Raw genomic sequence first — 17,023 nt, 5'->3', positions numbered from 1 at the left:
GCCGTGCCAAAATTGCAGATGACGGGATAAGTTATTTTAAATCAGCGGGATAGCATTGATCCGGCATCATGATTACTGTGCCCTGTCGTAATCTCGCGACATTCCTGCTGAGAGATGTCTCCCCAGAGCGACAAGCTATGCAAGGAACTGTAAGCATGTTTAATATCAATGAGATAGACGTCTCATAAAAGCGACAATAGCGAGTGTTACTTTTGCGTATCCGACGACATACATGATGAAATGATTTAGAAAGATACAAACGAAAAAGCCTGCTTTTTCAAGCAGGCTTTTCGAATAGGGTCGACGAGAGAGGATTACGCTTCTCTGCGATAAGCGCCCTGCGGGCCGTTGCTAAAGCAACGTTGTCTCGCTGCGCTCGGCTCAAACCTCCTTCGGAGGTTCTCATCCTCTTAAACTACAGACGAAAAAAAACCTGTTTTTTCAAACAGGTTTCTTCAAATATGGTCGGCGAGAGAGGATTCGAACCTCCGACCCACTGGTCCCAAACCAGTTGCGCTACCAAGCTGCGCTACTCGCCGATTTTTTACTTCTCTACTTCTTCACGCTACTGCGTAATTTTGCTTGGTGCGAAGGGAGGGACTTGAACCCTCACGTCCGTAAGAACACTAACACCTGAAGCTAGCGCGTCTACCAATTCCGCCACCATCGCGTGTCCGAGCAAAATCTGGGGTGGCTAATGGGACTCGAACCCACGACAACTGGAATCACAATCCAGGGCTCTACCAACTGAGCTATAGCCACCATAATTCTGGTGCGTAAGCATTCCTGCTTACTTTTCACTGCATAACGCGGTTAACCAACCACCGAAGCTCTTGCGCACAAACTAAATGGCGCGCCCGACAGGATTCGAACCTGAGACCTCTGCCTCCGGAGGGCAGCGCTCTATCCAGCTGAGCTACGGGCGCGTAGCGCCGTTGCGGATGGGCATACTACGGGCTTGCCCTCATACTGTCCAGCCCTTTTTTATAAAAAAAACGCGTTTGCTTACGCTTTGTGCATTCCGTCGATAAATGAGGCAGTTTCATTGTCTGGCGCCCGGGAATTGCTGAATAAATCAGCGATATCAGAGATCGCCACGCCAGTGATAGCGCAAATATTTCAGCAGTTTTAACTGACGACGCAAACGTGAGGGCTGACGAATAAGACGATACAGCCACTCAAGGCCTAAATTCTGCCAGATACGTGGCGCGCGGGTGACATGTCCCGTGAAAACATCGTAAGTTCCACCCACGCCCATGTAGAGGGCCTGGGGCCAGTGTTCGCGACAATCACGCATCAACAGCTCCTGACGCGGCGAGCCCTGCGCCACGGTGACTATCTTCGCGCCACTTGCTGCAATGCGGGCGAACAGCTCATCACGTTCGGCTGGCGCAAAATAACCATCCTGACTGCCCACAATGTTCACATTCCACTGACGACGCAGCTTGTCGCAGGTTTCATCCAGCACAGCCTGGCGGCCACCAATCAGAAACACAGGAATGCCAGTTCGGCCTGCGCGCTCCATTAGGGCTTCCCACAAATCAGCCCCAGCAATGCGGCTCACCTGTAATTCAGGATACTTTTTACGTAATGAACGCACGATGCTGATGCCATCTGGATACTTGAATTCCGCCTCGGCAATCAGCGCACGCAGCTGAGCATCTTCTTCGAGCGTAAGCATTTTCTCGGCATTCATCGCCACCAGCGTACCATTACGTGGCTGGCCATCTGGCAGGAGGAAATGCAGGAAGCTATCCATATCGTTAAACGCGTGAAGATCGACGCCGCGCAACGAATGGCGCGGCTTATCGGTTTCCATTAATCATTTTCCCAAAGGTGATGAAAGGCTGTTAAACACCGGTTTGCTGCGCGGGCGAATCAGTCCCGCGCGAGCGAATAGCCAGTACAGCAATTTAGCCGCTACCATGCAGGCAGCAAAAATTACGCAAAAGAACACCACACGAGAGCCAAACGCATCCAGCCCTTCACGTGCCAGCACGATCATGTTAAACACCGCGCCAAAACAGAAGCTTTGCAAAATGGCGCCGCTGTAACGGTTCTCCGCATCGCGGCCATGCAGGTAAAGGTTATCAAATCCTTTCATCAGCCAACCGACCGCAATCGCGCCCAGCGGAATAAACCAAACGCCGCCCATCACCAATAGCGAGCCCAATAGCGTGGGTGAAATCGCGAGTCCAGAATGGTTGTTCAGCACTTCCCAGGTAAAATAGTTGGCGCTGTTTAACACGATTGACGGGCGCCCAGGCCATAGCCAGCTTGGGATAAAGACGTAAAAGTCACGCCAGATCGGTGCCAACCCCTGAAAATCAATCTTGTCGTAGTTTTGCAGTAATAGCGCCAGGTTTTCCCACGGTGAGAACGTGTCTCGGGTCAAATAAAGGAAGGTATAGAACGCTTCATCACCCACCACATCAAGGTTATAGCGGCGCAGCGCCAACCAGAACATGCCAGCAACCGCCATCACACCCGCACCCACCAGCATCCATAGCGTTATCCAGCCGCGCGTAATACCGATAAACAAGAACAGAGCGAAGGCAATGATGATGTTGGCGCGCGTCCCGCCCACCAGAGCGTAGGTCAGCAATCCGAACGCGACCGATACCAGCAAAAACCACAGCCACTGACGCTGTGTCGGATTGAGGAAATAGCGAATCAACATTGCAGGAATGAAGAAATAGAAGAAGCGTTTCAGCGCCACGCCTGACACTTCACTGGAGAAGATCTGGTTGTACGCAGAAAGCCTAAACAGCAACAGGCCATTGTGCATAAAGAACACCGCGACCGTGCCAATCGCGACCAGTGCCAGCAGCACACACGTAAGATGCGTTTCCACCCGGTTCATTTGCAGCCACGGTTTACGCGGCGGCGCGTTAACCGGCCTGAGACGGACTTTGTAGCTGACGTAATAAATCGCGTAGAAACTGGTGGCGGCAAGCAGGGCTTGCAGCAAAAATTCCGGCGGAACCACTTCGACGTTGAAACGGAAAACCAGCACGCTGGTCAGTGGGAAGCCAAAGTAAAAAGTCAGTAAAAACAGAATGGTAAAGAACAGGTGGAAGTTGAAACGCACCCGTTTAAATTCCCGCCAGGTCAGGGTCAAAATAAAGCCCAACGAAAGCAGGTAAACCACCAGCAGACCACTAAACTGCATCAGGCTCATGTTCTCTCCCTTTCACACTGGCTCAGCGCGTGGCGCCAGCCAGCCAGGTAACCTGGGGAAAAAAAGGCAATCGAGGATTTATCGCAGTGCGCCAATTGACGCTGCGCTTCGGCGACACGTGCCGCATCCAGTTCATCTTCACTAAACAGCACCGGTAATCCTTGCTCGCTCAGATCGCGCCAAAACGGGTTTTTTCGATTCAGGACAAACGGGATATTGGCTTGAATCAGTAAACACAGCGTGCCAATACCCTGCTGACGTTCGAACATAAAATAACCGAGCTGGCAGCGACTGAGCAATTGCAGATAGGTGTCAAAATCTATCTTATCGCGCAGCAACGTCACCTGACCTTGCGGAAACAAACGCTGCGCCGCCGCACTGATCTCGTCGATATAAACCTGATTGTTTTCCGGGTAGCCGAGCGGCACCAACACCTTCACCTTGCCACCAAACTGAGCGTGGATAGCCTGCAAACCCTCAATGTGGCGATTACTCCGATCGCCTGAGTTGCCCAGCAGAACCGTAAAATCGTCGCTCACCATACTGCCAGGCACCGCAGCCTCTGGCATACGCGTGGGGAAATAGAGCAGCGAGGTTGGCACTCGGGGATGGTGCTGCTGGAACTCGTGCAAATCTCCACGCGTCGCGAACACCTGTGCGATTCGGTTCTGCGCCAGACGTCTCAGCAGATAAAACAACTGATACTTCAGCCCACGCCCTTCTTCATAGAAATCGGCGCCCCAGATATGCCAGAACGCCTGCTGACGGCGAAGTTTACCGCTCAGCAATGCCAGCCAGATTTGCGGATTAAACTGCCCATGAAAGAAGAAACGTTGCGAGCGGTCGGCAGCCCGTGCGATGACCGCCTGCGCCAACGCACGCTTACTGGTGAAAGTTTCGATATGCAACGCCGTGTATGCCTGAAGTGCCTCTGGTGCAGAGGTCACTACCATAAACTGACGCGGCGCATCGCCCGGCAGCTCGCGGTTAATCACCTCATTAAAGAAGCGCAACACGGTATGATTGTGATGCGGGATATCCGATCCCAGCACGTGAAATAAAGTCATTTTTTCCGGCAATAAATCAAAAAAGCGCCACAGCAAAGGGCGAAGTAGAGCACGTAGGTCGCCATATAGGCTTGTGCGGCTCCGGCCGTACCATGTAATGGGATCAGCCAATGAGAGAACGCGGTCAACAGCGCGAACTGGCTGATTTCCGTCAGAATATAGAAACGTAGCGATGCTTTAGCGATCACCAGGTATCCAAAAACATAGGCGCCTACTTTAAAGACGTCACCGCACAACTGCCAGACAAAAAGGTCCCGCATCGCGGCAAATTGCGGTGAGAACAGCAGCCAGATAGCCACATCACGCAGCAGCCACACACAAAAACTGGCGGCGGCAACGGCGGGCAGTACAAAACGCAGTGCACGCCAAATCTCACGCGCAATCTGCGGCTTATGCTCTAATCGCGCCAGCGTGGGTAATAACCAGACGCTAAAGGTCGCGGTGATAAACTGCAGGTAAGCATCAGAAATGCTGGTCACGCCCTGCCACAATCCCACCTGCGCCCAGCCTTGCTGTTGTGCCAGCAAATTACGCATCATTACCCACGCCACCGGTAAGGTGACGGAGGTGATCAGCGCCATCAGCGTAAATTTCGCCAGATTACGCGCCAACTCAGGCTGCCATGAAGGTTTAAGCCAGCTCAATGGCAACACCTGGTGATGGCGACGCAGCATCAGGAGAGCCGGAAACACCAATAAGGCCGGAACTAAGGCTAAGCCCACTAACGCCCCAGCATATCCGCCCAGCCACCAACACAAGACATAGCCCAGCACGCCAACCAGGCTGCCCGCAATCAACGCCAGCGCATTGCCGCGCGCATCACGAAAGCCCTTTAGCAATGCCAGCGTCAAATTAGCCCAAGCGATACCCAATTGCAGAAACGCGACAATACGCACCACATTGGCATAGTGCTCATGGCCAAAAAGTGCATGGCTGATAGGTCCGGCGGCCAGCAAGAATACCAAGGCCACCAAGGTTGAAAAGGCCAGCACCATGGCTGATGCCGTGCCTGCTACAGCGCGCAATTGCGCTGGCTGCTGCTGAAACTGTGCGACGTACGTCGTCACGCCATTGAAAATACCCGCACCGGCCAGCACGCCTAATACGGTAATCAATTGGCGAAAGTTACCCGCCTGTCCGACACCTTCTGGGCCAAAGCTGACGGCTAACAATTTCACCACTAACAAACCGGCGATGATTTTTACCAGTGTTGAAGAGGCCGTCCAGACTGAAGCTTTCGCGAGCGACATCAGGCGAAAAAGCTCAATAGCGAACTGATGACTGTGCGCTGGTTATTGTCTGTCAGGTTGTAGAACAACGGCAGGCGAAGTAGACGTTCACTCTCCGGGGTAGTGAACACATCATCACCGTGGAAGCGGCCAAAACGTTCGCCTGCTGGCGATGAGTGCAGCGGGATATAGTGGAATACCGTGAGGATCTCAGCTTCTTTCATCCAGTTGATCAGCGCCTGGCGATCGTCACTGTCGCGCAGTTTGATGTAGAACATGTGTGCGTTGTGGCGGCAATCTTTCGGCACCACGGGTAATTCGATACGTCCGGCCGCCGCCAGCGGCTGTAGCGCATCATAATAACGTTGCCACAAGCGCAGACGCTGCTGGTTAATCCGCTCTGCCGCCTCCAGCTGTGCCCATAAGTAGGCCGCTTGCAGATCCGCCATGAGATAGCTGGAGCCGATATCACGCCAGGTGTATTTATCCACTTGTCCGCGAAAGAACTGGCTGCGATTGGTGCCTTTCTCTCGGATGATCTCTGCACGTTCCACCAGCTTTGCGTCGTTAATCAACGTCGCACCGCCTTCACCACCCGCGGTGTAGTTTTTGGTTTCATGGAAACTAAAGCAGCCAATATGACCAATGGTGCCCAACGCGCGGCCTTTGTACTGCGACATCACGCCTTGAGCCGCATCCTCAATCACAAACAACTTATGCTTCGCTGCCAGCGCCATAATGCTGTCCATTTCGCAGGCGACGCCCGCGTAATGTACCGGCACAATAGCGCGGGTTTTCGCCGTAATAGCGGCTTCGGTCAGCGTTTCATCTATGTTGAGGGTATCAGGGCGCACATCAACAAAAACGATGGTCGCGCCACGCAGCACGAAGGCATTAGCGGTTGAGACGAAGGTGTAGCTTGGCATGATCACTTCATCGCCAGGCTGGATATCAATGAGCAGCGCGGCCATTTCGAGCGAAGCGGTGCAGGATGGCGTCAACAAGACTTTCTTGCTGCCAAAGTGCTGTTCCATCCACTGCTGACAGCGACGGGTAAACCCCCCATCGCCGCACAGCTTGCCGCTGGCCATGGCCGACTGCATATATTCAACTTCGCTGCCTACAATCGGAGGCGCATTAAATGGGATCATGAGGCTTTCCTGTAGAACCAGTAAGCGGTGCTTTCGAGCCGGGCACCGCTGCGTAAATAGAGGCGCATGGCTGTAAGGTTGCTAAGCTGAGTGGCCACACGCAGGCATTCGAGCTGACGTACACGGCCCCAGTCTGCCGCCGCCAGCAGTAAACGCTGACCTATGCCTTTGCCTTGTGCTTCAGGCTGCACTGCCAGCAAACCAATACGTGCATCACCTTCCACTTCACGCATCGAGACGAATCCCTGCAAGACGCCGGTTTCATCGCATGCGACTAAGCATTGATGATCAAAGGTGCCGCGAACGGCATTCTCAATCCATTGCGCGTAGAAACGCCCGCTGTCATCTGGATGGAACCAAGGTGCACGGAAGCGGCTCTGGCGAAATGCCTGAGAGGCGACATCGCGCAACGCCGGAATTTGCGCCTCACGCGCAATACGCACACCCACCTGCCGTTCAGTCCGCTTAATATTGATCGCGAGGTCAGCTTCACCTTCGACCAACTGAAAACCCTGCTGACTCAGGCATCAATCACCTCAATGCGTTCAGCCGGCACTTTAGCCTGCCATAACGTATAAGGCTGCTGTAACGCATCTTGCAAAGTCATCTCGCCATCCAGCGCCACACGTGCACTGTTTACGCCAAAGAAATCGCTCTCCCACGCAAGGGGATCAATACTGACGCGGACGGGCATGGAGAAGCTCCTGTGAAATTATCGCCAGACACCTTTAGTATCGACGATCCACGGCTGTGTGATTTGGCTCATCGGAATCGCACGGAACTGCGCGTGATCAACCAGCATGACCAGGATATCTGCCTGCTGTAGCGCATCTTCAATGGAAACCAGGGTCGCTTCATCAGCCAGCCGAGTGGGGATTTTCGACACATGTGGCTCCGCCACCAGCGTACAACCACTGTGCCATTCGGCAATCAGGTGGGCCACCGTCATGGCTGGGCTTTCACGTAAGTCGTCGATGTTAGGCTTAAAGGCCAGACCAAAGCAGGCGATGGTCACCTCGTTGGCTCGTTTACCCGAGGCGGTCAGGCACTCCGCCAGCTGTTGTTTGACCTGATCCAGCACCCACGCGGGTTTTGCATCATTGACTTCACGCGCGACGCGAATCAAACGTGCCAAGTCTGGGTTTTGCGCCACGATAAACCAGGGATCGACGGCGATACAGTGCCCACCGACACCAGGACCAGGCTGTAGGATGTTGACGCGTGGATGGCGGTTTGCCAGCGCAATCAGTTCCCATACGTTAATCCCTTGCTCAGCACAGATCAGCGACAGCTCATTGGCGAAAGCAATGTTGACGTCACGGAAGCTATTTTCGGTGAGTTTGCACATCTCAGCCGTGCGCGCGTTGGTTTCAACACATTCGCCGCGCAAGAAAATGCGGTAGAGATCGCTGGCGCGGGCCGAGCAGGCTGGCGTCATGCCGCCGATCACCCGATCATTTTCCAGCAACTCAACCATCACTTTCCCGGGCAGTACGCGCTCAGGGCAATAAGCGATATGCACGTTGCAGTCGTCACCATGCTGAGGGAAGCGCAGATCATGACGCGCTTCAGCCAGCCATTCGGCCATTTGCTCCGTCGCGCCGACGGGTGAAGTGGACTCCAGAATCACTAAATCGCCCGCTTTGAGCACAGGCGCAATCGACAGTGCCGCCGCTTTGACGTAGCTGAGATCCGGTTGGTGATCGCCCATGAAGGGCGTTGGCACCGCGATCAGAAAGGCATCTGCGGCTTCCGCTTGCGTGGTGGCACGCAAATGACCCGCTTTTACGGCTTCACGCACCACATCCCCTAATTCGGGTTCGACAATGTGGATATCGCCGCGATTAATGGTTTCAACCGCGTGAACATTGATGTCCACGCCGATCACGTTCTTTCCCTTTGAGGCAAAAACAGCTGCCGTTGGCAGCCCAATGTAGCCCAGTCCGATAACGGAAATGGTTTCAAAACTCATCTTTATACTCTGTATTGTTTTAATGCCTGCAAGATGCGCGCACAGGCTTGGCCATCGCCATAAGGATTATGCGCACGGCTCATCACCTGCCAGGCCTCATCATCCTGTAGCAGCAGGCTGACTTCAGCGACGATTTTGCTCACGTCAGTACCCACCAGTTTCACCGTACCTGCATCAACCGCTTCTGGACGTTCGGTGGTGTCACGCATCACCAGAACCGGTTTGCCCAGAGATGGCGCCTCTTCCTGAATACCACCCGAATCGGTCAGGATTAACCAGGATCGGTTCATCAACCAGACAAACGGCAAGTACTCTTGCGGCTCAATTAGAATGATGTTGTCGATCCCGCTGAGAATACGATTTACCGGCTCGCTGACATTCGGGTTGAGGTGCACCGGATAAACAATCTGTGTCTGTGGATGCTGACGCGCAATCTGCGCCAGTGCGCTGCAAATACGCTCGAACCCTCCGCCGAAGCTCTCCCGACGATGGCCCGTCACCAGGATCAGTTTCTTATCAGCGTCCAGAAATGGATAACGTGCCGCTAAGCGTGCATTGAGATCGACATCATCTAACACGCGATCGCGCACCCACAGCAGCGCATCAATTACTGTGTTGCCGGTGACAAAAATGCGCGCATCGGGCAGATTCTCGCGTAGCAGGTTCTGACGCGAATTTTCGGTTGGCGTAAAGTGGTAGCTGGCCAGATGGCCGGTTAACGTGCGGTTGGCCTCTTCCGGCCACGGCGACATCAGGTTCCCGGTGCGTAATCCCGCTTCCACGTGCCCCACCGGAATCTGATGATAGAACGCAGCGAGGCTAGCAGCGAACGTCGTGGTCGTATCACCATGCACCAGGACCAGGTCAGGCTGAAAATCGGCGAGCACCGTTTTCATTCCCTGCAGAATACGGCTGGTGATCTCCGTCAGCCCCTGCTCCGGGCGCATGATGTTGAGATCATAATCAGGCTGCAGTTTAAACAGGCGCAATACCTGATCGAGCATTTCACGGTGCTGTGCGGTAACACATAAGCGTGCTTCAAACGCGTCATCCTGTGCCAGCGCTTGCACCAGCGGAGCCATTTTGATCGCCTCAGGACGCGTGCCAAATACGGTCAGAACTTTCACGTGGCTTCTCTTAATGGCTGATAGGTGACGTTGGACGCGGACGGCGAACCAGCGCGACGCCTGATCCCACCAGCGCGCCAATGACGCCCCACATAATCATCATAAACAAACGGCGCGGACTGTCGCGCGATACCGGCTCTTCCGGTGTACGCAAGTATCGATATGTCTGGAAGGGTTTATCCAGACGCGCACCTGCCTGTAACGTACCCAGCATCGCCCTGTTTTGATCATAGCTTAAATCATAAGCGGGACCGCTGGCCTGCAACGTATCGAGCTGTGCCTGCAACATTTGCTGTCCCAGCAGGAAGCGATCGCTGTCTGGTAATGCTGCGCCCGTCACCGGGGCACGGTTCTCTTTGATGCCCTGTTCGCTGGCCACTTTCAGTGCCTGCTCAATACGTTGACGCTGGCGATCAAATACCGCCTGCGCCACTTCTTGCTGGCGATTAACCTGCGCCAGCAATTGCGCACTGCGTGCCTGCCAGGCACCCTTCAGTTCAGTATTCAGATGGCGCGCGGCACGTTCACTGGCGTAAGCGATATATTGACGCAGTAGGTTATTGGCATCGCTGGCCGTTTCGGCAATCAACTTAATATTATCCAGCGTATTGTGTGCTGGATCGGCTGGCGTGAACTGGATATTGGTAATTAAATCATCCAGCAGCGCGGCATCGTTATGCGCATTGCCACTTTTGCGACTTTTGTAGTAATCCGTCTGTTGCCAAAAATCTCGGCGCGTATCCCAGGAGGCCAGCTGCATGGTGAACTCCTGATAAACCTCATCCATCACCGTTGGTGCGGGCGTGTTGAGGTTAAGGGTGTTGGTCCGCACATCAAGATTATTGAGGAATTGTTGCTGTACGAAGAAATCGCCCAGCATATTCACCGTGGGGCGATCGGTCACCGCCGTGGTGCTCCACGCCTGTTTCATTAGCATTGAAGCCAGCCATGCCAGCACGGCAAACACCAACGCGCAGCCAATAATCCAGCGCTTACCGCGCCAGAGTGTGCAGCCCAGGCCGCGCACATCGAGTTCGTTCTCCACAACCACAGAGGTCATAACAAAAGTCCTTATCCGGGAACTGATGGGGTAATTTATTTTTTATCTTCGACGCTACTTTGCCAGCGACGTTTAATGCGACGTATTTTACGTGCCACGCGCCAGGCGTGTTTCAGGCAATAGCCGTAAAGGAAAAACGCCATCAGGAACAACACCAACATCACCCATTCCGGGATGAAGGCAAGGTATTCACCCAATACACCAATACCCGCCAAAATCGCCGCAGCGACCGTAATCAGGACAAAAGCCTGACGAGAGGTAAAGCCGGCGCGCATAATGAGATGATGAATGTGCTGACGGTCTGCCGAAAACGGGCTCATACCTTTACGCAGGCGGCGATACATAATGGCCACCATATCCATCAGTGGAATGGCAATCAGCCACAGCGCGGTCACTGGGGTAATTGGATGGCTAAGGCCTTGCGTGGTTTCCAGCAGAATCCAGATGATGGTAAAGCCGATCATGGTACTGCCAGCGTCACCCATAAACACTTTGTAGCGACGACCAATCAGACCCAGATTGAGCAAAATATAGGGGATGGTGGCGGCTATCATGGCGAAACACCACATCGCAAGGCTGGTTTGCCCATCGAAATAGAGGATGATACCCATGGCGGCGAAGGTCACGCTGGCGAGCCCACCCAGCAGACCATCAATTCCATCCACCATGTTAAAGGCATTAATCGCGGCCCAGACGGCAAACAGTGTCAACACGTAGCCGAAGGGGCCGACAACGAGCTCAACAGGGCCGATAATAAACCCCAGGCTCAACAGATACAGCTTCGCGCCAACCATCATCACAATGGCGACAGCGGCCTGAACTATCGCGCGGATTTTAACGCTGATATCGAAGCGATCGTCCAGCGCGCCTACCAGCACTAACACACCCGCACAGCTCAAATAGAGCTCGGCATGAGGTAGATAATAATCTGAAATAGCAAAAGCGAAGCAGATCCCGGCATAGACGGAAATCCCCCCGACTAACGGAATGGCGCCATGGTGTCGTTTTCTTGAATTAGGGGTATCTACCAACCCAATTTTGTTAGCTGCTTTACGAGCAAAAAATAGGAACACTAAGGTAAAAAGAAAAACTAAACCCAGCTCAGTACTCATAGTGAGTAAATTCACGTTAACGCTCTCAGCTAAAATCATCGACAACAATTAGCAAGATCCTTGCCATTGCCGTATATCCTTTGTCCGAATTATGTCTGCCACCAGCCTGACTGCTGAAAAAATCAGCACTTCTCCGACACAATCATCATATTGCTTCCTGACTGGGCTAATCGTAATGCCCATAAATAAAAAACGCCACGTTAAGACGTGGCGTTAGCAATAAATCCTGGCAAATTGTGCGCGCGAATCGCTTCGCTTAGCGATTCACTTTCGCCAACTTATGAACGCTTCATCATATCGAAGAATTCATCGTTGGTTTTGGTCATCGCCAGTTTATTGATGAGGAACTCCATCGCGTCAATTTCACCCATCGGATGGATGATTTTGCGCAGGATCCACATTTTCTGCAGCTCTTCCTGCGTGGTGAGGAGTTCTTCTTTACGGGTGCCTGAGCGATTGTAATCGATCGCTGGGAACACACGTTTTTCTGCGATTTTACGTGACAGGTGCAGTTCCATGTTACCTGTACCTTTAAATTCTTCGTAAATCACTTCGTCCATCTTCGAACCGGTATCAACCAGCGCGGTGGCGATGATGGTCAGGCTGCCGCCCTCTTCCACGTTACGTGCTGCACCGAAGAAACGCTTCGGACGATGCAGGGCGTTGGCATCCACACCACCGGTCAACACTTTACCGGAAGCCGGTACCACGGTGTTGTAGGCACGCGCCAGACGGGTAATGGAGTCCAGCAAGATGATAACGTCTTTCTTGTGTTCGACCAGACGCTTAGCCTTCTCGATCACCATCTCTGCAACCTGAACGTGGCGAGATGCCGGTTCGTCAAAGGTAGAAGCAATCACTTCGCCTTTTACCAGACGCTGCATCTCGGTCACTTCTTCCGGACGTTCGTCAATCAGCAGCACCATCAATACGCAGTCCGGATAATTGTAAGCGATGCTCTGCGCGATATTCTGCAGCAACATCGTTTTACCGGCTTTCGGCGGTGCCACGATCAGACCACGCTGACCACGACCAATTGGCGAAGCCAGATCCAATACGCGAGCTGTCAGATCTTCAGTTGAGCCATTACCGCGCTCCATGCGCATACGATTATTCGCGTGCAGCGGCGTGAGGTTTTCGAACAGAATCTTATTACGCGCGTTTTCCGGCTTGTCGTAGTTAACTTCGTTAACTTTCAACAGCGCAAAGTAACGTTCACCCTCTTTTGGCGGACGAATTTTGCCAGAGATGGTGTCACCAGTGCGGAGGTTGAAACGGCGGATTTGGCTAGGGGAAACGTAGATATCATCAGGACCGGCGAGGTAGGAGCTGTCTCCAGAACGGAGGAAACCAAATCCGTCCTGTAATATCTCCAACACACCGTCACCGAAGATGTCTTCGCCACTTTTCGCATGCTGCTTGAGGATAGAGAAAATAATATCCTGCTTGCGCATACGTGCCTGGTTTTCCAGACCCATATTTTCGCCGAGGGTAATCAGCTCAGAAACCGGCGTGTTCTTTAATTCGGTAAGATTCATAGTGAGGGTTCTTAAACTCGGGGTAATTCTCGAAATGATTGTCGTGGGTGGTATGGCGAAAATTCCATGCCTGTTAATGGCTCTTTTTCAACTCTGCTCGACGATTATCGTCAGGTGTGGCGATAGGAAACGAAGAGAAGGTCGAAAGGTGATGCCGAATGTGCTAGTCATCAGATTGCCAAACCACGATAACGTTCAATGCGAGCAGGGTCTGACAAGGGAAAACTTTAAGATGCAAACTACAAGGTAAGAGCGTAATGCAGTGAGGTCAACTTAACACGCCTGAAAGGAGACGTCCAGCAGTGGCGAAAAAATTCACCACTGCAGAACAACACCGTGCTGAGCTTAGGCCAGGTTGGCGTTCAGGAACTCTTTCAACTGACCTTTAGACAGTGCGCCAACTTTAGTGGCAGCCACTTCGCCGTCCTTGAACAGCAGCAGTGTCGGGATACCACGAATGCCGTATTTTGGCGCCGTGCCCGGGTTGTCATCAATATTCAACTTGGCGATGGTAAGCTTACCGTCATACTCTTCTGCGACTTCGTCGAGAATTGGGGCGATCATTTTGCAAGGACCACACCATTCAGCCCAGAAATCTACCAGAGTGACACCGTCGGCTTTCAGCACGTCAGTCTCGAAACTGTCATCGGTCAAGTGAACGATTTTATCGCTGCTCATGTTTAACTCCAAAGATTGTGCCTGGCGAATTGGCGTAAATAATACCAACGTAGGTTGACTTTATTTCATCGGATACGCTTTCGTAAAGCGCTAGTAAGCTGATATTCTACCACACTATGAGCAAAACACACTTAACTGAACAGAAGTTTTCCGACTTCGCCCTGCACCCACAGGTAGTGGAAGCCCTTGATACTAAAGGCTTTCATCATTGCACGCCTATTCAGGCGCTCGCGTTGCCTTTTGCGCTTTCAGGGCGTGATGTCGCGGGTCAGGCGCAAACCGGTACCGGCAAAACGATGGCGTTTCTGACGTCAACGTTTCATCATCTTCTTTCTCATCCAGCCGCTGAAGGCCGCCAGATTAATCAGCCACGCGCGCTGATCATGGCCCCGACGCGTGAACTCGCCGTGCAGATTCATGCCGATGCTGAGCCGCTGTCGCAAGCGACCGGTCTGAAGCTCGGTCTGGCTTATGGCGGTGATGGCTACGACAAACAGCTGAAAGTGTTAGCTGATGGCGTCGATATTCTGGTGGGCACCACCGGTCGTCTTATCGATTACGCTAAACAAAATCATATCAACCTCGGCGCCATTCAGGTCGTGGTATTGGATGAAGCCGATCGCATGTTCGATCTCGGCTTTATTAAAGACATCCGCTGGCTGTTCCGCCGCATGCCGCCGGCCACCCAGCGTCTGAGTATGTTGTTCTCTGCAACGCTTTCTTACCGTGTACGTGAGCTGGCGTTCGAACACATGAACAACGCCGAGTATGTGGAAGTCGAGCCTGAGCAAAAAACCGGCCACCGCATCAAAGAAGAACTTTTCTATCCTTCTAACGAAGAGAAGATGCGCCTGCTGCAAACCCTGTTGGAAGAAGAGTGGCCCGATCGCGCCATCATTTTTGCCAATACCAAACACCGTTGTGAAGACATCTGGGGCCACCTGGCTGCCGATGGTCACCGCGTGGGCTTGCTGACCGGTGATGTGGCACAGAAAAAACGTTTACGCATTCTCGACGACTTCACCAAAGGTGATCTGGATATCCTGGTCGCCACGGATGTTGCCGCACGCGGTTTGCATATCCCTGCAGTGACCCACGTGTTTAACTTTGATCTGCCTGACGATCGTGAAGACTATGTACACCGTATTGGCCGTACCGGCCGCGCGGGTGCCAGTGGTCACTCCATCAGCTTGGCCTGTGAAGAGTACGCGTTGAATCTGCCTGCAATCGAAGAGTACATTGGCCACGGGATTCCGGTGAGCAAGTACAACAGCGACGCACTGATGAGTGAACTGCCACCGCCAAAACGTCTGCAACGCAGCCGTTCAGGAAACGGTCCACGCCGTGGCGGTAACAACAGTAATCGTCGCAGTGGCGCACCACGCAATAACAACCGTAAACGTCCGAGTTAAGCACACCATGCTAAGCGCATCGTCACTTTATGCTGCGATTGATTTAGGCTCTAACAGCTTTCATATGTTGGTGGTGCGCGAAGTGTCCGGCAGTATTCAGACCGTTGCGCGTATAAAGCGCAAAGTCCGTCTGGCTGCCGGCCTGGACAAAGCCAATCATCTCTCTACAGAGGCGATGCAGCGCGGCTGGCAATGTCTGAAACTCTTTTCCGAACAATTGCAGGACATTCCCCCTGAGCAAATCCGCGTGGTCGCAACCGCCACGCTGCGCCTTGCTGAAAATGCGCAGGATTTTCTGACCAGCGCGGAAGATATCCTGGGTTGTCCAGTGAACGTTATCAGCGGTGAAGAAGAAGCTCGCTTGATTTATCAAGGCGTTGCTCACACCACTGGGGGTTCCGATCAGCGTTTAGTGGTCGATATCGGTGGCGGTAGCACCGAATTGGTGACAGGTGAAGGGTCGCATGCCACCACGCTGTTTAGTTTATCGATGGGGTGCGTCACCTGGCTGGAGCGTTTCTTTAGCGATCGCCACCTGGCAAAAGAGAATTTCGAGCAAGCTGAACTGGCGGCACGCGAGATGATTCGCCCCGTCGCCGCTGCACTGCGGGAAAAAGGCTGGCAAATTTGTGTCGGTGCCTCCGGTACGGTGCAGGCTCTGCAGGAAATTATGGTGGCGCAGGGCATGGATGAACGTATCACCCTGAGTAAACTGCAGCAGTTAAAACAACGCGCCATTCAGTGCGGCAAACTGGAAGAGCTGGAAATTGAAGGACTGACGTTAGAGCGCGCGCTGGTGTTCCCAAGCGGGCTGTCGATTCTCATCGCGATCTTCCAGGAACTCAGCATTGATAGCATGACGTTGGCCGGTGGGGCACTGCGCGAAGGTTTGGTGTATGGCATGCTGCATCTGCCTATCGATCGTGATATCCGCAGCCGTACATTGCAAAACGTGCAGCGTCGCTTTTCCATTGATGTGGAACAAGCGAGCCGTGTGCGTCAGCTGGCCGAGAGCTTTTTCCGTCAGGTGAGCAGCGTCTGGAAGCTGGATAACCGATGTCGCGATCTGCTGCTCAGCGCCTGTTCGATCCACGAAATTGGCCTCAGCGTCGATTTCCGTCAGGCCCCTCAGCATGCCGCTTACTTGATTCGCCATCTCGATCTTCCTGGTTTTACCCCCGCACAGAAAAAAATGCTGGCTTGCTTGCTGCAAAACCAAAGTGGCAGCATCGACCTGGGTTTACTGACACAGCAGAATGCCGTCCCCCCACGCATGGCGGAGCGCCTTAGTCGTTTACTGCGTCTGGCGCTGATCTTCTCTAGCCGCCGTCGTGATGACACGCTGCCTGCGGTACGTTTACAGGCGGATGATGATGCGCTACATCTGACGCTGCCTGCCGGTTGGCTGGACGCGCATCCGCTGCGTGCCGAATTATTGGAGCAGGAAAGTCATTACCAGTCATACGTACACTGGCTGCTGACTATCTCTTGATCGA

At 53.3% G+C, this 17,023-nt stretch carries 13 protein-coding genes, 4 tRNA genes, 1 other RNA gene and 1 pseudogene; 2 read left to right on the top strand and 17 right to left on the bottom strand.

The window, feature by feature from the left end; translation table 11 throughout:
• Positions 1 to 297: 297 nt before the first annotated feature.
• The 17 genes and pseudogenes from HA51_RS06170 to trxA all read right to left on the bottom strand — a co-directional run bounded on the left by HA51_RS06170 (position 298) and on the right by trxA (position 14,115).
• Positions 298 to 427, bottom strand: a non-coding RNA gene (locus tag HA51_RS06170) — RtT sRNA.
• 35 nt (positions 428 to 462) lie between these two features.
• Positions 463 to 539: transfer RNA gene (locus tag HA51_RS06165), tRNA-Pro, on the bottom strand.
• Positions 540 to 583: 44 nt separating this feature from the next.
• Positions 584 to 670 (bottom strand) — tRNA-Leu (locus tag HA51_RS06160).
• A 16-nt stretch (positions 671 to 686) separates the two neighbouring features.
• Positions 687 to 762 (bottom strand) — tRNA-His (locus tag HA51_RS06155).
• 87 nt (positions 763 to 849) lie between these two features.
• Positions 850 to 926 (bottom strand) — tRNA-Arg (locus HA51_RS06150).
• Positions 927 to 1,084: 158 nt separating this feature from the next.
• The gene (wecG, locus tag HA51_RS06145; protein WP_084933202.1) at positions 1,085 to 1,819 is read right to left on the bottom strand and encodes a lipopolysaccharide N-acetylmannosaminouronosyltransferase; all 735 of its coding nucleotides are present in this window, start codon (positions 1,817 to 1,819) and stop codon (positions 1,085 to 1,087) included.
• A 3-nt stretch (positions 1,820 to 1,822) separates the two neighbouring features.
• Positions 1,823 to 3,181 carry an ECA oligosaccharide polymerase gene (gene wzyE / locus HA51_RS06140; RefSeq protein WP_084933200.1) on the bottom strand — a complete coding sequence of 453 codons (1,359 nt, stop codon included), beginning with the start codon at positions 3,179 to 3,181 and terminating at the stop codon, positions 1,823 to 1,825.
• On the bottom strand, positions 3,178 to 4,248 hold the full coding sequence (gene wecF, locus HA51_RS06135; protein ID WP_084933198.1) for a TDP-N-acetylfucosamine:lipid II N-acetylfucosaminyltransferase: 1,071 nt from the start codon (positions 4,246 to 4,248) through the stop codon (positions 3,178 to 3,180). The genes wzyE and wecF overlap by 4 nt, the downstream gene beginning before the upstream one ends.
• On the bottom strand, positions 4,245 to 5,498 hold the full coding sequence (gene wzxE, locus HA51_RS06130; RefSeq protein ID WP_084933194.1) for a lipid III flippase WzxE: 1,254 nt from the start codon (positions 5,496 to 5,498) through the stop codon (positions 4,245 to 4,247). Before wzxE ends, wecF begins: the two co-directional genes overlap by 4 nt.
• Positions 5,498 to 6,628, bottom strand: coding sequence for a dTDP-4-amino-4,6-dideoxygalactose transaminase (gene rffA, locus HA51_RS06125; RefSeq protein WP_084933192.1), 1,131 nt, complete (start codon positions 6,626 to 6,628; stop codon positions 5,498 to 5,500). Before rffA ends, wzxE begins: the two co-directional genes overlap by 1 nt.
• Positions 6,625 to 7,322: pseudogene (gene rffC, locus HA51_RS06120) on the bottom strand (dTDP-4-amino-4,6-dideoxy-D-galactose acyltransferase). The gene rffA and the pseudogene rffC overlap by 4 nt, the downstream one beginning before the upstream one ends.
• 18 nt (positions 7,323 to 7,340) lie before the next feature.
• Positions 7,341 to 8,600, bottom strand: coding sequence for a UDP-N-acetyl-D-mannosamine dehydrogenase (gene wecC, locus HA51_RS06115; protein ID WP_084933189.1), 1,260 nt, complete (start codon positions 8,598 to 8,600; stop codon positions 7,341 to 7,343).
• 2 nt (positions 8,601 to 8,602) lie between these two features.
• Positions 8,603 to 9,727, bottom strand: a complete 1,125-nt coding sequence (gene wecB, locus HA51_RS06110) for a non-hydrolyzing UDP-N-acetylglucosamine 2-epimerase (protein ID WP_084933184.1) — start codon at positions 9,725 to 9,727, stop codon at positions 8,603 to 8,605.
• Between the two features lie 10 nt (positions 9,728 to 9,737).
• Complete coding sequence (gene wzzE, locus HA51_RS06105; RefSeq protein WP_084933181.1) at positions 9,738 to 10,787, bottom strand: ECA polysaccharide chain length modulation protein; 1,050 nt, start codon at positions 10,785 to 10,787, stop codon at positions 9,738 to 9,740.
• A 35-nt stretch (positions 10,788 to 10,822) separates the two neighbouring features.
• The gene (gene wecA / locus HA51_RS06100; RefSeq protein WP_084933332.1) at positions 10,823 to 11,899 is read right to left on the bottom strand and encodes a UDP-N-acetylglucosamine--undecaprenyl-phosphate N-acetylglucosaminephosphotransferase; all 1,077 of its coding nucleotides are present in this window, start codon (positions 11,897 to 11,899) and stop codon (positions 10,823 to 10,825) included.
• Positions 11,900 to 12,177: 278 nt separating this feature from the next.
• Positions 12,178 to 13,437: a transcription termination factor Rho gene (gene rho, locus HA51_RS06095; protein WP_084933178.1), complete on the bottom strand. Its 1,260-nt coding sequence runs from the start codon at positions 13,435 to 13,437 to the stop codon at positions 12,178 to 12,180.
• 345 nt (positions 13,438 to 13,782) lie between these two features.
• Positions 13,783 to 14,115, bottom strand: a complete 333-nt coding sequence (gene trxA, locus HA51_RS06085) for a thioredoxin TrxA (RefSeq protein WP_084933172.1) — start codon at positions 14,113 to 14,115, stop codon at positions 13,783 to 13,785.
• 116 nt (positions 14,116 to 14,231) lie between these two features.
• Between trxA and rhlB the strand changes: the two genes are divergently transcribed.
• Positions 14,232 to 15,527, top strand: a complete 1,296-nt coding sequence (rhlB, locus tag HA51_RS06080) for an ATP-dependent RNA helicase RhlB (protein ID WP_084933168.1) — start codon at positions 14,232 to 14,234, stop codon at positions 15,525 to 15,527.
• Between the two features lie 7 nt (positions 15,528 to 15,534).
• Positions 15,535 to 17,019 (top strand): exopolyphosphatase, encoded by a 1,485-nt coding sequence (ppx, locus tag HA51_RS06075; protein WP_084933166.1) that lies wholly within the window; start codon positions 15,535 to 15,537, stop codon positions 17,017 to 17,019.
• Positions 17,020 to 17,023: the final 4 nt, after the last annotated feature.

The sequence above is a fragment of the Pantoea rwandensis genome (assembly GCF_002095475.1).
Classification (GTDB): domain Bacteria; phylum Pseudomonadota; class Gammaproteobacteria; order Enterobacterales; family Enterobacteriaceae; genus Pantoea; species Pantoea rwandensis.
The sequence above is the reverse complement of the archived record's forward strand: the minus strand, read 5'-3'. Positions and strand labels throughout refer to the sequence as shown.

What these genes read in the sequence shown, in the direction of transcription:
- wzyE (WP_084933200.1), bottom strand. Translation starts at nt 3,181, where the DNA reads ATGAGCCTGATGCAGTTTAGTGGTCTGCTGGTGGTTTACCTGCTTTCG.
- wecG (WP_084933202.1), bottom strand. Translation starts at nt 1,819, where the DNA reads ATGGAAACCGATAAGCCGCGCCATTCGTTGCGCGGCGTCGATCTTCAC.
- wzzE (WP_084933181.1), bottom strand. Translation starts at nt 10,787, where the DNA reads ATGACCTCTGTGGTTGTGGAGAACGAACTCGATGTGCGCGGCCTGGGC.
- wecA (WP_084933332.1), bottom strand. Translation starts at nt 11,899, where the DNA reads ATGAGTACTGAGCTGGGTTTAGTTTTTCTTTTTACCTTAGTGTTCCTA.
- trxA (WP_084933172.1), bottom strand. Translation starts at nt 14,115, where the DNA reads ATGAGCAGCGATAAAATCGTTCACTTGACCGATGACAGTTTCGAGACT.
- wecC (WP_084933189.1), bottom strand. Translation starts at nt 8,600, where the DNA reads ATGAGTTTTGAAACCATTTCCGTTATCGGACTGGGCTACATTGGGCTG.
- wecF (WP_084933198.1), bottom strand. Translation starts at nt 4,248, where the DNA reads ATGACTTTATTTCACGTGCTGGGATCGGATATCCCGCATCACAATCAT.
- rho (WP_084933178.1), bottom strand. Translation starts at nt 13,437, where the DNA reads ATGAATCTTACCGAATTAAAGAACACGCCGGTTTCTGAGCTGATTACC.
- wzxE (WP_084933194.1), bottom strand. Translation starts at nt 5,498, where the DNA reads ATGTCGCTCGCGAAAGCTTCAGTCTGGACGGCCTCTTCAACACTGGTA.
- ppx (WP_084933166.1), top strand. Translation starts at nt 15,535, where the DNA reads ATGCTAAGCGCATCGTCACTTTATGCTGCGATTGATTTAGGCTCTAAC.
- rffA (WP_084933192.1), bottom strand. Translation starts at nt 6,628, where the DNA reads ATGATCCCATTTAATGCGCCTCCGATTGTAGGCAGCGAAGTTGAATAT.
- rhlB (WP_084933168.1), top strand. Translation starts at nt 14,232, where the DNA reads ATGAGCAAAACACACTTAACTGAACAGAAGTTTTCCGACTTCGCCCTG.